Genomic DNA, 12,215 nt, shown 5'->3' on the forward strand with positions numbered 1-12,215 from the left:
TTTCCCCCTTTTTCATACAGAAAAGACCGAGACACAAGCGCTTGCTTGCATTCCGGCCTGTCGTGTCACAGCATCTTATTCGAGAACCAGTCAGATAGGTATGGCGTATCCTGGATGATGAACGTCGCGAGCGACGAGTTGTCGACCGCATTTTGGACGCCCGCCATCGGGACGAACGCAATCACCCAAAGGATGAAGAACGTGATGACGTATGACTCGAAGAATCCGAGCACGGCACCGATGATGCCTTTCAATTGGCGCAAGATCGGCAAGTCCGTCAAGAAGTCGAGCATCGACAAGATGAGATGCAAGACGAGCTTCGTGATCAGGAACAAGATGACGAACCAAAAAACGTTATAGAATGTCATCTCGATGCCTGACAGTGAGTTCAAGTCGAGCACACCGCCCGGTAACGTCCCGTCAAGTTGTGACGGATATGGGATCCAAAGCTTGAACGCTTCGGCGAGATCCCGGTAATAGGCGTTGGCGACAAAGAAACTGATGATGAGCGCGACCCAATGGCCGAGCTGGAGGATCGCTCCACGGCGGAAGCCGTTAATGATCCCGATAAACAAGAAAAACAGTATAAGTAGAGTAACCATGGATTGATTTATTCTCCCGTATTTCGTTTAGTTTTGACGTGATCGCTCGCAATTTGGATGGCGGCGAGGACCGCTGCCTGACGAGCGTCTAGCTGAGGGGACTGTTCACGAATCTCGCGGATCTTACTATCGACGAGAAAGCCCACTTCCCTCACATGATCGGCTGACTCCTCGCTAACAATCGTATAGTCTTGCCCCGCAATGTGAATCGTTGTTCGTTGTACCTGCACGTGTCACCCCTCCTTTACGTCTGTTCCAAATTAATCATAACATCGTTTGTATATTAGGAAAAGGAGAAGACCCCTTCCTTTTTCCCACTAACATTTTGTGATACCCTGTTCAGAAGTTGTCAAACGTCAATCTTCACTAAAATTCGAAGATAGGCTGGCAACACGCAGGGAAATGTGCGAAAATAGCAACAATTCAAACATTTAGAAAGGATGATTTATTTGAAATTAAGGATTGGTCTTCTAGGCCGCATCATCATCGCTATCGCTTTCGGGATATTAGTCGGTAGCATCGTACCAGAAAGCCAGAACTGGATTGTACGGACGTTCGTCACGTTCAACACGGTCTTCGGACAATTCTTAGGCTTCGCCATCCCGCTCATCATTCTCGCCTTCATCATTCCAGGTATCGGGGAACTTGGAAAAGGCGCCGGGAAACTAGTCGGCTTGACGGCCGCGATTGCTTACGTATCGACGATCGTCGCCGGTACACTCGCCTACTTCGCGACGAGCAACCTGTTCCCGCAGATCTTAGCACGCAGCACGGCATCAGCTGAAAACCCAGAAGAAGCACTCTTGAAAGGTTTCATGGAGTTTGAGATTCCACCGGTATTCGGTGTCATGACGGCGCTCATTCTCGCGTTCGTCATCGGAATCGGGATCGCCGCGATCGAGAGCAAACGCTCACTCGACCTCGCCATGGACTTCCGCGATATTATCGAACTACTCATTAGTAAAGTCATCATTCCATTTTTGCCGATCCACATCGCCGGAATTTTCATGAACATGACGTACGCCGGTCAAGTCGCCGAAATTTTGTCGGTGTTCTCGCTCGTATTCGTCACGATCATCGTCCTTCACGCGACGATGCTCATGATTCAATATTCAATCGCAGGCGGGCTCAATAAAGAGAATCCGTTCAAACTGCTCAAGACGATGATGCCGGCTTATTTCACAGCCATCGGCACACAGTCGTCAGCCGCGACGATCCCGGTCACGCTTCGTCAGGCAAAATTGAACAACGTCGATGAAGGCGTCGCCAACTTCGTCGTCCCGCTCTGCGCGACGATCCACTTATCAGGCTCGACGATCACGCTCACATCGGTCGGTGTCGCCCTCATGTACTTGAACGGCATGCCGATGTCATACGCGATCGTCCTCCCGTTCATCCTCGCCCTCGGCGTGACGATGATCGCGGCGCCAGGTGTTCCTGGTGGGGCCGTCATGGCATCACTCGGATTGTTCGGGTCGATCCTCGGATTCGATGCGACGATGCAAAGCCTCGTCATCGCGCTCTACTTGGCGCAAGACAGCTTCGGTACGGCGACGAACGTCACAGGTGACGGCGCCATCGCCAAAATCGTCCATTACTTCAAACGCAACACGAACTTGCTCGACGACGCGAAAGCGCGCGAAGACATCGCTTAACGAGTTACGAGCTAGACAACGGGCAGGCCTTACGGTTTGCCCGTTTTTCATACATATACAGAAAGGGTGTCGACTTTGGAAGTGAAAGTTTGGAACGACCCGTTCGCGTTTTCGGAACGCGTCATGCCGGAATTGTTGAAAAAAGAGGCCGAGAACAGCTTGATGATCGGCATCCTTGAAAATATTAAGCGAGACCTATACGACACCTACCATCAGTTGACGGTCGAAGACGATGGACAGCTCCTCGCCATCATGCAAGTCACACCGCCGCACCCGCTCAATTACGTCGTCGTCGACACGTCTCAGGCAACATTGATCCACGCGGCTGTCATCCCGGCTCTACTACAGCTAGACATCCCGTTCACAGAAGTCGTCTCCGAAAAGACACATGCCGAGACGTTCGGTGCCATGTGGGAGAAACGGACGGATGAAGCAGCGTCGACGTTCATGTCGCAAGGGCTCTATCGATTAGACCGCGTCAACGACATCGTTCTGGCCGGCGGGTCGATGCGCCAGGCGACCAAGTCCGACCAGCCTCTTTTAGAGACGTGGTACCGTGCCTTTGAACAAGACTCGGGACTCGAACCATCACATGACGAAAGAATGGTCTCTGTCGTCACTTCAATGATTGATAACGATGACGCCTTCATCTGGGAAGTCGACGGCATACCCGTTTCGTGCGCAAAGCGCTCCCGCCCGACGTTGAATGGCATCACGGTGTCTTTCGTTTACACGGCTCCTGCGAAACGCGGAAACGGATACGCTCGCAGTCTCGTCGCCACTCTCAGTCGTCGATTGCTCGAAACGAAATCGTTCTGCACGCTCTACACCGATTTGACCAACCCGACATCAAACAAGATTTATCAAGAAGTCGGCTACCGGCCGATCATGGAATCTTCGTGGATCCGGCTCGCTAGATGAATCATCCCGCCTCCCCTATACTAATAGGTGGAGGCGATTTTTATGAGGAACTGGTGGAAGCAAATCCCGAAACGAGTCCGTTCGGTCGTGTCGACCGTCTTCGTCGGCTCGATCGTTGCCTACATGCTGATCGTCGGTGGCATGAGCGTCTTTGCCGACCCGAATCTCGACACGCTCTTGCTGAGCGTCATCGGGGCCGCCTTGCTGACGTTTATCGCTTATCGGGCAATAAAAAAGTGATCGACGCGTTCGTCGATCACTTTTTGTATACGTTTAGAAGAATGAAGCTGGGTTGACCGTGCTACCCGCGCTCGAAGACGAGTACGAGTAACCGCCACGGTGAATCTCGAAGTGCAAGTGCGAACCAGTCGAGTTACCTGTGCTACCCATGCCGCCGATGTTCTGACCTTGCGAGACACGTTGGCCAGCCGATACCGACACCGAGCTCAAGTGAGCGTAGACCGTCGTCCAAACTTGTCCGTTCAAGACGTGCGTGATGATGATGTGGTTCCCGTAGGCGCCGCCCCATCCTGCCGTCGTGACCGTACCTGTTTGCGCTGCATAGATCGGTGTGCCGACCGGTGCCGCGATATCAAGACCGTTGTGGAACGTATAACCGTTCACACCACTTGCAGGTCCAAAAGGTTGTGTGAGACGACCGCTAGCAGGACGTTGGAACATGCCGCCGCTTGCCGGTGCCGCCGCTACAGGTGTTGCCGCTGACGCGCTCGGCTTGCTTGACGAACCTTGTTGCTTTTGTTGTTTCGCTGCTGCTGCAGCTGCCGCCGCTTCCGCAGCCGCTTTACGTTTCGCTTCTTCAGCCGCACGACGTTGTGCTTCGATTTCTGCCTTGATTGAAGCTTCTTGTGCTTGGAGCGTTGATTCCATTTCTTTCAAACTCATCAATTTCGATTCGAACTTGATTTTTTCAGCGTTGAGCTTCTTGACTTTAGCCGCCCGCTCTTTCATTTTCTTGTCGAGCGCTGTTTTACGTGCTTCAAGTTCTTGCTTTTGTTTAACGAGAGCGTCGCGCTCGGCTTTCAATTCAGCCTGTGCTGTCGCAAGCTTTTCTTTCGTCGCTTGGTACTCTTCAAAAATTTGCTTGTCGTTCTCTTGAATCGTACCTGCTGTGATCATACGAGTAAGCAAGTCACCGAAGTCTTTTGATCCGAAGATGAACTCGGCCCAGTCGATCGACCCGCCGCCGTTCTTTTGCATCGTTGCCATGCGCTCTTTCATAAGTTCTTCTTGTGCTTTCATTTTTGCTTCATACTGCTTGATTTGTTTTTCAAGCGCGGCAATTTTTTCTTGCGTAGCACGAATCTCAGCTTTCTTTTGTGCGACGTCGTTGATGACGTCTTGGAGTTCAGCGTCTAGCTTGTTGATTTCTTGCTGCTCTTTGCTGATCGCTTGTTCGCGTGATTGGATCGAAGAGTTCGCTTTGCTCTGCTCAGTGCTATTCTTTTGTTGCTGCTGTTGGACCTTTTTTTGCTTGTCTGTAAGTGACGCTGCAAAACCAGGTGTCGTGCCGCTGATTAGAAGAGCGCCTAAAGTGACGGTTGCTGCAAGTTTCTTCAAGTTAATCAATGTGCTTACCTCCGCTGAGTCGTGTGAATTTCTATAGGATAATAGATGAATGAGTTCTGTATAGTTTTGCGAGAATCCGTCTCGCCCTGTGACTCATTATAGCAATCTAAACCTAAAGTTATTTTACACTTATATTTCATTCGCATTACATTGACCTGATTTAGGTTTTATCCTCGATAAAACGTGGGTATTTAACGGGCTCAATCCACAAATTGTCACAAAATATGAATTTAGTAAAAAAGAAAAACGCCTTATGAAAGCGCTTTTCAAATAATGACCTATACTATTTTTTATCTACCTGACCGATACATAACCTCTCCGTTGGTGTTTGTTACGCTTTCTGACGAACAAATAATAGCCACCAAAGAGCAGGACGCCGCAACAAGCGCCGAAGCTGTCTAATACGACGTCTTGAATGAGCGGGGTGCGTTCCGGGGTCAGACTCTGATGAAACTCATCAAAGATGGCGACCGTGTTCGCGAGCGCCCAAGCGAACAACAACACGAGCCACGCGTTCAGTCTCGTCCGCGACACGGCTTTGACGAACAACGCACCTAAGACGAAGAAGACCGTGAAGTGTGCCGCTTTCCGAATTAAAAATTCGATCAAGCCGACGGTTCCTTTGTCTTCGAGCGAGACCGGGCTGCCGGCATAGTCGAAGTCGACGTTCGAGAGGGCTGGTTCGGCCCACGTCCAATCGAAGCGTTCGAGCGGCGAGACGATGCTTTGGTCAGAGTACGGCGTCGCACTCGAGACGAACAAGCCGATCAGGATCAATGCGATCCAAATAAATTCATTTTTCAATATGTACATAACACCTTTCCTCTCTACAACGATTCATTATACGGGTTCCGTTTGATTTCATTGTAACAGCGACCTCATCGTTTCGTGACAATTTGATTGCGGACAACCGCTTCAAAGTCGTTCGCAATCGAACGGCTTGCTATAATGAACATAAAAAGGGGGAATCAGATGATGATCTATCAGTACGAAGCAGCCGACATGAGCGGCAAGCTGCAGCCTTTATCCAAATACGAGGGGGACGTCCTCTTGATCGTCAACACGGCGAGCAAGTGCGGCTTCACACCTCAATTAGACGGCCTTGAAAAGCTATTTGAGCGCTATCAAGGTCAAGGTTTCCATATTCTTGGCTTCCCGTGCAACCAGTTCGGCAACCAAGACCCGGGCTCGAACGAAGAGATCAGCGAGTTCTGTCAATTGAACTACGGCGTGACGTTCCCGATGTTCTCGAAAGTCGACGTCAACGGCAAAGACGCCCACCCGCTCTTCCAATACTTATCGAAAGAAGCACCTGGCCTGCTCGGCTCGAAAGCGATCAAGTGGAACTTCACGAAGTTCCTCGTCGACCGGAAAGGCAACGTCATCGAACGGTTCTCACCGCAGACGACACCGGACGAGATCGAGCGAGCTTTGAAACGCCTGCTCTGACCGCTAAAAAGGATGGTCCGCCCCTCTAGGGTAGACCATCCTTTTATCGTGGTGTGATGAAGTTGATCGTATAGAATGGGCTGTTGTCTTCATTATAGACAAGGCCGACCGAGGCGTGCGTGAAGTCCCGCTTTAAGATGTTCTCGCGGTGACCGAGCGAGTTCATCAGCCCCCAGTGAGCGTGAAAGACGCTCATCTGTCCCATCGCCAAGTTCTCCCCGGCGAGCGAGTAGGCAAGTCCGGCCTCATTCATCCGTTCGAACGGGTCGCGTCCTTCGGGGTCGGTGTGGCTGAAGAAGTTGTTCACTGCCATGTTCTCACTATGGGCCCGGACGACCGGGAGCAGCGGCTCATAGTCAGCGAGTGCGGATAAACCAAACTTTTGACGGTCCCAGTTCATGAGCATGCGCATGAGCGTCTCGTTGGACACGATGCTCTCGGCCGAGACGTCTCCATAATAACCGTCGCTCGACTCCTCGACGTTCCGTTCAACGGAAAGAATGCCTTTCAGCTTGCCTTCGTCATGTTGGTCAAAGAACATCGTGACGTAATTGCCGTTCATCGCATAGACCGAGAACGAAGGATCGTCCGGGATCAAGTAACGTTTCAACCCTTTATCGTAAGACGTCACTTCGTCGAAGCCGATGTTCTCGACTTGTTGTCGTGTCGTCTGATCAAGGACGAGCCCTTCGAACGTACTGCCCGACTCGAATTGGTATTGCCCTTTTTTGGCACCATCCTCGTCGACGAGCTCAAGCGTCCGGTCGCCATTTTTCTCGAGCAAATACCAGTCGTGACCGGCATATTGGCTCGCGAACTTTGGAGCGTCGGTCGCGACGCGCTCTTCCACCACTTCCGTCGACTTCACCTGGACGCTCGTCGGCGCCGATACGTTCGGCACCTCATAGTTCCAAGCCGTATATAGACCAATCCCAATCAATAGAATAAACAGTTTACGAAACATATCGTCTCCTTTCGTGAGAACCTAGCCCTGTCGCTCACCGAATTCACGCAGACGCGATTTGATATCGATGAGCATCTCCATATAAGCGAAATAAGTCGCTTCGTCTATATTTAGCATACCACTCACTTTGACCGGCACGTCCTCGGCCTGCTCACGAAGTGCGCTACCCGATGCAGTGAGCGACACCAACACCCGGCGCTCATCATCGGTCGCCCGGATTTTCTCCACGTATCTGAGTTGGGTCAATCGTTTGATGAGCGGTGACAGCGTGCCCGAATCAAGCGTCAACCGTTCCCCGAGCTGTTTCAAATCGATGTGATCTTCTTCCCATAAAACGAGCATGACCAAATACTGGCTGTATGTGAGTTTGAGCGGCTCTAAGATCGGCCGATACAAACGTGTCAATTCTTTTGAGGCGGTGTAGAGCTGAAAGCAAATCTGATGCTCTAATGTTAACGAACTTTTCATATAAATTCCTCCGGCTAAAGTCTTAGGTCAAGCATATCACTTGAATATCTGTTTGACTGCCCTATAATTAAATTGTGCACAACTTAATTGTTAAAAACGAAACGGAGGAATTAAATTATGAAACCACTATTCACAGCTTCAGCAACAGCTCTCGGTGGCCGCGAAGGTCGCGTCACATCTACGGACGGCGTCATCGACTTGAGCGTCGCAATGCCAGGATCGAAACAAGCAGAAGAGTCGACGAACCCTGAGCAATTGTTCGCAGCCGGATACGCAGCTTGCTTCGGCAGCGCGTTGAACCTCGTCATCGGTAAAGAGCGCGTCAAGACAGATGGCACGAGCGTCACTGGCCACGTCACACTCAACCAGAACGACGAAGGTTTCTTCATCTCGGTCGAGCTCGAAGTCGAAATCAAAGGTGTCGACCAAGCAACTGCTGAGCGTCTCGTCGAAGCAGCGCACCAAGTGTGCCCGTATTCGAAAGCGACACGCGGCAACGTCGACGTCAAATTGACGACAAACGTCGCCTAATCCCCTGCCCGCTCAAATATGAGTGGGCTTTTTTTTGCGCCCACACCTATTAACAGAGTAGAATGAAAAGACAAACATCCGACCGAGGAGGCGACACAATGCTAAAAGGAAAACGAAAGTACATCACGTTCGGCATCGTGGTCGTCTTTCTGTTCGCCGCCCTTTACAACGGGCTGACGATTAGAGAGTACGAGCTGACGACCGATAAGCTCGAAACTGGTCAATCGTTACGCGTCATCCTCCTCTCGGATTTGCACGGCTATTCGTATGGTGAGGACCAAAAAAATCTGATTGAAAAAGTTCGTGAGCAGCAACCTGATTTGATCGCGCTTCCCGGTGATTTGCTCGATCGATACCGCTCGCCAGACGCCGCTTTCGAACTGATCGAAGGGCTACAAGGAATCGCCCCGATGTATTTCGTCACCGGCAACCATGAAATTGATGAATCAAGTGATTTCGTCCGGCACGACGTCAAAGACGTGTTTCGTTCGTTTGGTGTGATCGTGCTCGAGAATGAAGCTGAGACCGTGACCGTCAACGGAGTCGAGCTCATCATCGGCGGCGTCGAGGACCCGCTTCGCACGTACGCCGAAAACATATACGGGAACTGGGAGCAAGACGTCTTGACCGCACTTGACGACGTCGAAACGGACGACACGTTCAGCCTGCTCTTGTCCCACCGGGCGGAACAAGTCGAGACGTACGCCGAGCTTCCGTTCGACCTCGTCTTGTCGGGCCACGCCCATGGCGGCCAGGTCCGTATCCCTTATCTGTTGAACGGGCTTTACGCGCCTGACCAAGGCTTCTTCCCAAAATATGCGGGCGGCCTGTATGAACACGATTCGTTCACCCATATCATCGGCCGCGGCTTCAACTACACAGTCAGCGTACCGCGTATCTTCAATCCACCCGAGATCGTCGTCATCGACATCGCGGGCACTGGGACTCCTTTATGAGTCCTTTTTTCTATTCCCGTTCGCGGGTAGATTCATGCTCGCACCATACGGGTACAGTAACCATGTCGTCGTTCACCTGTCTTTCAAAAAAGGAGGTAACCAACGTATGCGTGCTGTTACTTATCAAGGGACGAAAAACATCGAAGTGAAAGATGTCTCGGACCCGGAAATCGAGAACCGAGAAGAGATCATTGTCAAGATCACGTCGACGGCCATCTGTGGGTCTGACCTTCACATTTACCAAGGCAACATGCCGGCCCGGCACGGGTTTATCATCGGACACGAACCGATGGGCATCGTCGAAGACATCGGACCAGACGTGACGAAAGTGAAAAAAGGCGATCGCGTCGTCTTACCGTTCAACGTCTCTTGCGGCCATTGCTTCTATTGTGAGAATGAAATGGAGAGCCAGTGCGACAACTCGAACCACGCCCCGCACACAGATGCGGGCGGACTGTTCGGTTACACTGAACAGTTCGGGAACCACCCGGGTGGTCAGGCCGAATACTTGAAAGTACCGTATGGTAACTTCATGCCGCTCGTCATCCCAGAGTCGTGCGAGCTCGAGGATGAGGCACTGTTGTTCCTCTCCGACGTCATCCCTACCGCATGGTGGAGCTTGGACAACGCTGGGATGAAGGCCGGTGACACGGTCGTCGTTCTCGGGTCGGGCCCTGTCGGCTTGATGACACAAAAACTCGCCTGGGTGCGCGGCGCAAAACGCGTCATCGCTGTCGACCCGGAGATCTATCGATTGAACCGAGCCAAACTCTCAAACAACGTCGAAACCGTTTTGTTGAAAGACCCGGTCGAGACCGGCAAATACATCCGGGAAATCACGGGTGGTGGCGCCGATATCGTCGTCGACTGTGTCGGTATCGACGGGAAGAAAACCCCGATCGAGAAAGTCGAGCAAAAGCTGATGATCCAAGGCGGAACGCTCAGCGCCATCAAAGTCGCCAAAGAAGCTGTCCGCAAGTTCGGTACGGTCCAATTGACCGGTGTCTACCCGATGAACTATAACCAGTTTCCGATGGGTGACTTCTTCACGCGCAACGTCACGCTTAAGACTGGTCAAGCTCCGGTCATCCACTACATGCCTGAGCTGTTCCAGATGATCGTCGACAAGAAGTTCGATCCGACCGACATCATCACCCACCGCCTGCCGCTCGAACAAGCCGCTGACGCCTACAAGATATTCAATGACCACCTCGACGACTGCGTCAAAGTCGTCCTGAAACCATAACAAAAGCGGTCCCCGACTCTTGTCAGGGACCGCTCGTGCGTTTACCAGATCGTTCGTTCCTCGCAGTGTGCCGTCTCTCGTTCGATTTGAACGGTCGAACGACCGAACGACCCGTACTGCTTCATCCGCTCCGTCACATCGTGCAGCACGCGTTGATCATCTGTCGTTTTATCAATCAACACGTGGCACGTGACGGCGTACTCCTCAGACGTGATCGACCAGACGTGGAGGTCATGCACTTCTTTGACGCCTTCGACGGTCGCAAGGTCACGCTGCATCGCCACGACGTCGACTTTGTCAGGCGCCCCTTCCGTCAAAATATGGACGGCGTCCCGAGTCACGCGGTACCCGCTCACCAAGATGAGGAGTGCGACGAACATACTGGCGATCGGATCAGCGAGCGTCCACTCGAACATTAGAATGAGTAGCGCCGCCGTGATGGCCCCGACCGATCCGAGCAAGTCTCCGAACACGTGCAGGAGCGCGCTCCGGACGTTCAAGTTGTCCCGCTCGCCACGCATCAAGATCCACGCCGCGAGCACGTTGACGAGCAACCCGATGACGGCGATGGCGAGCATGCCGCCGCTTAAAATCTCTGGTGGCGCGAACAAGCGCTTATACGCCTCGATGATGATATAACCTGAGATGACAAGGAGCGTCAATCCGTTGACGAACGCCGCCAAAATCTCAAAGCGGCGGTACCCGAACGTCTGGTTCGGTGTCGCCTTCCGGGCGCCGAACCGGACCGCCAAGAAACTGAGCCCGAGCGCTGCCGCGTCGCCGAGCATGTGCCCCGCGTCCGATAAGAGCGCGAGGCTGTTCGTCCACAGACCGCCGATGACTTCGACGACCATGAACGTGACGATCAACAGAAATGCTAGGAATAATGCTCGTTGATTCGTTGTGTGGTGGTGGCCTTCGTGGCCATGATCATGTTGTTCCATGCGTCATCGCTCCTCTCTCCCTTCATTATATCCCTTTTCTCCCCATCATTCAAACGTTCGTTTGAATGAATTCAAAAAAAGAAGCGCCGACAGGATGCACCCTCTCGACGCCAGCATTTACTTTTGTTCAATTCGGACCCGCATGACCCCGTTATACGGGAACAGCTTCAATTGAAGCGTCTCCCCGTCATACCAACTGCCCGCGCTTTGGGCGCTCGCCGCCTCAAGTTCAGGCGTCACGGCCGTCTGACGGTCCCAATCGATCGCTTTCACTCGTTGGTCACGCACCATTAAAAAGAAGCCATTGTAGAAGTGGTACTCGTTCACTTGGTCGCGCTGGACGGACGCCGGTGCCCCGAGTGTCGACCGGACCGTCGCCACGTCCTGTCCGAGCCAGTCCAAGGCAGACGCTGAAGCCGTCGGCACGACCGTTTGCCACGCCTGTTCCACTTCATCGTCCGAGACGCTAGTCGCTTCCTCGGTCACGCGCTCTTCCGTCACCCATCCGGTCGTCCGGTCGTTCAACTGAAGTTTGACGAATCCACTGACGGCTTCGAGCCGTTCGAACCGGTCTCCAAGATCCGCCTCATATAGAACGGTCACACGATCATCAGCATACACTTTCGTGTACGGCGTCGCGATGTAGACGACGTCCTCACTCGGCTCTTCTTCAGTCGCTTCCTCTTCAGGTTCCGCCTCTGTCCCGCTATCGACTTCTTCCGTCGAGATGTTGTCCGACTCAGGCAGTGCCGTCTGCTTTTGCGAATCGATGTACGCCGCGAACGCGATGACACCGATCAATGAAGCGATCAACAAGACCGCCGTCGCTAACCGTAACAACCGTTTTCGTTTCCTTGACGCGGCCCGTGATGACCGAACTTCTTCCTTCATT

The 12,215-nt window shown here is 52.5% G+C and carries 15 protein-coding genes; 7 read left to right on the top strand and 8 right to left on the bottom strand.

Annotated elements, in window-relative coordinates:
* Positions 1-65: 65 nt before the first annotated feature.
* The gene (locus EVJ21_RS04020; RefSeq protein WP_070327766.1) at positions 66-602 is read right to left on the bottom strand and encodes a CvpA family protein; all 537 of its coding nucleotides are present in this window, start codon (positions 600-602) and stop codon (positions 66-68) included.
* Positions 603-610: 8 nt separating this feature from the next.
* Positions 611-832 (bottom strand): cell division protein ZapA, encoded by a 222-nt coding sequence (gene zapA, locus EVJ21_RS04025; protein WP_016508139.1) that lies wholly within the window; start codon positions 830-832, stop codon positions 611-613.
* Between the two features lie 210 nt (positions 833-1,042).
* Here zapA and EVJ21_RS04030 point away from each other — a divergent pair, with 210 nt between their 5' ends.
* The 3 genes from EVJ21_RS04030 (at position 1,043) to EVJ21_RS04040 (ending at position 3,418) form a co-directional block, all read left to right on the top strand.
* A complete protein-coding gene (locus EVJ21_RS04030; protein ID WP_070327768.1) occupies positions 1,043-2,257 on the top strand; it encodes a dicarboxylate/amino acid:cation symporter in 1,215 nt (404 codons plus the stop codon).
* 81 nt (positions 2,258-2,338) lie between these two features.
* Positions 2,339-3,178: a GNAT family N-acetyltransferase gene (locus tag EVJ21_RS04035; protein ID WP_236636171.1), complete on the top strand. Its 840-nt coding sequence runs from the start codon at positions 2,339-2,341 to the stop codon at positions 3,176-3,178.
* A 42-nt stretch (positions 3,179-3,220) separates the two neighbouring features.
* Positions 3,221-3,418 (top strand): hypothetical protein, encoded by a 198-nt coding sequence (locus tag EVJ21_RS04040; RefSeq protein WP_233589617.1) that lies wholly within the window; start codon positions 3,221-3,223, stop codon positions 3,416-3,418.
* A gap of 33 nt (positions 3,419-3,451) precedes the next feature.
* Here EVJ21_RS04040 and EVJ21_RS04045 read toward each other — a convergent pair whose 3' ends face one another.
* Positions 3,452-4,765: a murein hydrolase activator EnvC family protein gene (locus tag EVJ21_RS04045; RefSeq protein ID WP_070327771.1), complete on the bottom strand. Its 1,314-nt coding sequence runs from the start codon at positions 4,763-4,765 to the stop codon at positions 3,452-3,454.
* Positions 4,766-5,059: 294 nt separating this feature from the next.
* The gene (locus tag EVJ21_RS04050; RefSeq protein WP_131465557.1) at positions 5,060-5,578 is read right to left on the bottom strand and encodes a VanZ family protein; all 519 of its coding nucleotides are present in this window, start codon (positions 5,576-5,578) and stop codon (positions 5,060-5,062) included.
* 159 nt (positions 5,579-5,737) lie between these two features.
* Between EVJ21_RS04050 and EVJ21_RS04055 the strand changes: the two genes are divergently transcribed.
* Positions 5,738-6,214, top strand: coding sequence for a glutathione peroxidase (locus EVJ21_RS04055; RefSeq protein WP_131489927.1), 477 nt, complete (start codon positions 5,738-5,740; stop codon positions 6,212-6,214).
* A gap of 43 nt (positions 6,215-6,257) precedes the next feature.
* Here the strand turns inward: EVJ21_RS04055 and EVJ21_RS04060 are convergent, their stop codons facing one another.
* Positions 6,258-7,178, bottom strand: a complete 921-nt coding sequence (locus EVJ21_RS04060; protein WP_131489928.1) for a CAP domain-containing protein — start codon at positions 7,176-7,178, stop codon at positions 6,258-6,260.
* Between the two features lie 21 nt (positions 7,179-7,199).
* Complete coding sequence (locus EVJ21_RS04065) at positions 7,200-7,646, bottom strand: MarR family winged helix-turn-helix transcriptional regulator (protein ID WP_131489929.1); 447 nt, start codon at positions 7,644-7,646, stop codon at positions 7,200-7,202.
* Between the two features lie 117 nt (positions 7,647-7,763).
* Here EVJ21_RS04065 and EVJ21_RS04070 point away from each other — a divergent pair, with 117 nt between their 5' ends.
* The 3 genes from EVJ21_RS04070 to EVJ21_RS04080 all read left to right on the top strand — a co-directional run bounded on the left by EVJ21_RS04070 (position 7,764) and on the right by EVJ21_RS04080 (position 10,379).
* A complete protein-coding gene (locus tag EVJ21_RS04070) occupies positions 7,764-8,177 on the top strand; it encodes an organic hydroperoxide resistance protein (protein WP_083273990.1) in 414 nt (137 codons plus the stop codon).
* Between the two features lie 98 nt (positions 8,178-8,275).
* Positions 8,276-9,133, top strand: a complete 858-nt coding sequence (locus EVJ21_RS04075; RefSeq protein WP_131465559.1) for a metallophosphoesterase — start codon at positions 8,276-8,278, stop codon at positions 9,131-9,133.
* Between the two features lie 106 nt (positions 9,134-9,239).
* Entirely contained in the window at positions 9,240-10,379 is a 1,140-nt protein-coding gene (locus EVJ21_RS04080) for a zinc-dependent alcohol dehydrogenase (protein WP_131489930.1), read from the top strand.
* A 41-nt stretch (positions 10,380-10,420) separates the two neighbouring features.
* Here the strand turns inward: EVJ21_RS04080 and EVJ21_RS04085 are convergent, their stop codons facing one another.
* Both EVJ21_RS04085 and EVJ21_RS04090 read right to left on the bottom strand, forming a co-directional pair.
* Positions 10,421-11,323, bottom strand: coding sequence for a cation diffusion facilitator family transporter (locus tag EVJ21_RS04085; protein WP_131489931.1), 903 nt, complete (start codon positions 11,321-11,323; stop codon positions 10,421-10,423).
* Positions 11,324-11,440: 117 nt separating this feature from the next.
* Entirely contained in the window at positions 11,441-12,214 is a 774-nt protein-coding gene (locus EVJ21_RS04090; RefSeq protein WP_131489932.1) for a hypothetical protein, read from the bottom strand.
* Between the last annotated feature and the right edge of the window lies 1 nt (position 12,215).

It is taken from the genome of Exiguobacterium sp. SH0S2 (assembly GCF_004337185.1).
GTDB lineage: Bacteria > Bacillota > Bacilli > Exiguobacteriales > Exiguobacteriaceae > Exiguobacterium > Exiguobacterium aurantiacum_A.

Coding starts and splice junctions, on each gene's coding strand:
- EVJ21_RS04020 (WP_070327766.1), bottom strand. CDS start 602: ATGGTTACTCTACTTATACTGTTTTTCTTGTTTATCGGGATCATTAAC.
- EVJ21_RS04030 (WP_070327768.1), top strand. CDS start 1,043: ATGATTTATTTGAAATTAAGGATTGGTCTTCTAGGCCGCATCATCATC.
- EVJ21_RS04040 (WP_233589617.1), top strand. CDS start 3,221: ATGAGGAACTGGTGGAAGCAAATCCCGAAACGAGTCCGTTCGGTCGTG.
- EVJ21_RS04050 (WP_131465557.1), bottom strand. CDS start 5,578: ATGTACATATTGAAAAATGAATTTATTTGGATCGCATTGATCCTGATC.
- EVJ21_RS04055 (WP_131489927.1), top strand. CDS start 5,738: ATGATGATCTATCAGTACGAAGCAGCCGACATGAGCGGCAAGCTGCAG.
- EVJ21_RS04060 (WP_131489928.1), bottom strand. CDS start 7,178: ATGTTTCGTAAACTGTTTATTCTATTGATTGGGATTGGTCTATATACG.
- EVJ21_RS04065 (WP_131489929.1), bottom strand. CDS start 7,646: ATGAAAAGTTCGTTAACATTAGAGCATCAGATTTGCTTTCAGCTCTAC.
- EVJ21_RS04070 (WP_083273990.1), top strand. CDS start 7,764: ATGAAACCACTATTCACAGCTTCAGCAACAGCTCTCGGTGGCCGCGAA.
- EVJ21_RS04075 (WP_131465559.1), top strand. CDS start 8,276: ATGCTAAAAGGAAAACGAAAGTACATCACGTTCGGCATCGTGGTCGTC.
- EVJ21_RS04080 (WP_131489930.1), top strand. CDS start 9,240: ATGCGTGCTGTTACTTATCAAGGGACGAAAAACATCGAAGTGAAAGAT.
- EVJ21_RS04085 (WP_131489931.1), bottom strand. CDS start 11,323: ATGGAACAACATGATCATGGCCACGAAGGCCACCACCACACAACGAAT.
- EVJ21_RS04090 (WP_131489932.1), bottom strand. CDS start 12,214: ATGAAGGAAGAAGTTCGGTCATCACGGGCCGCGTCAAGGAAACGAAAA.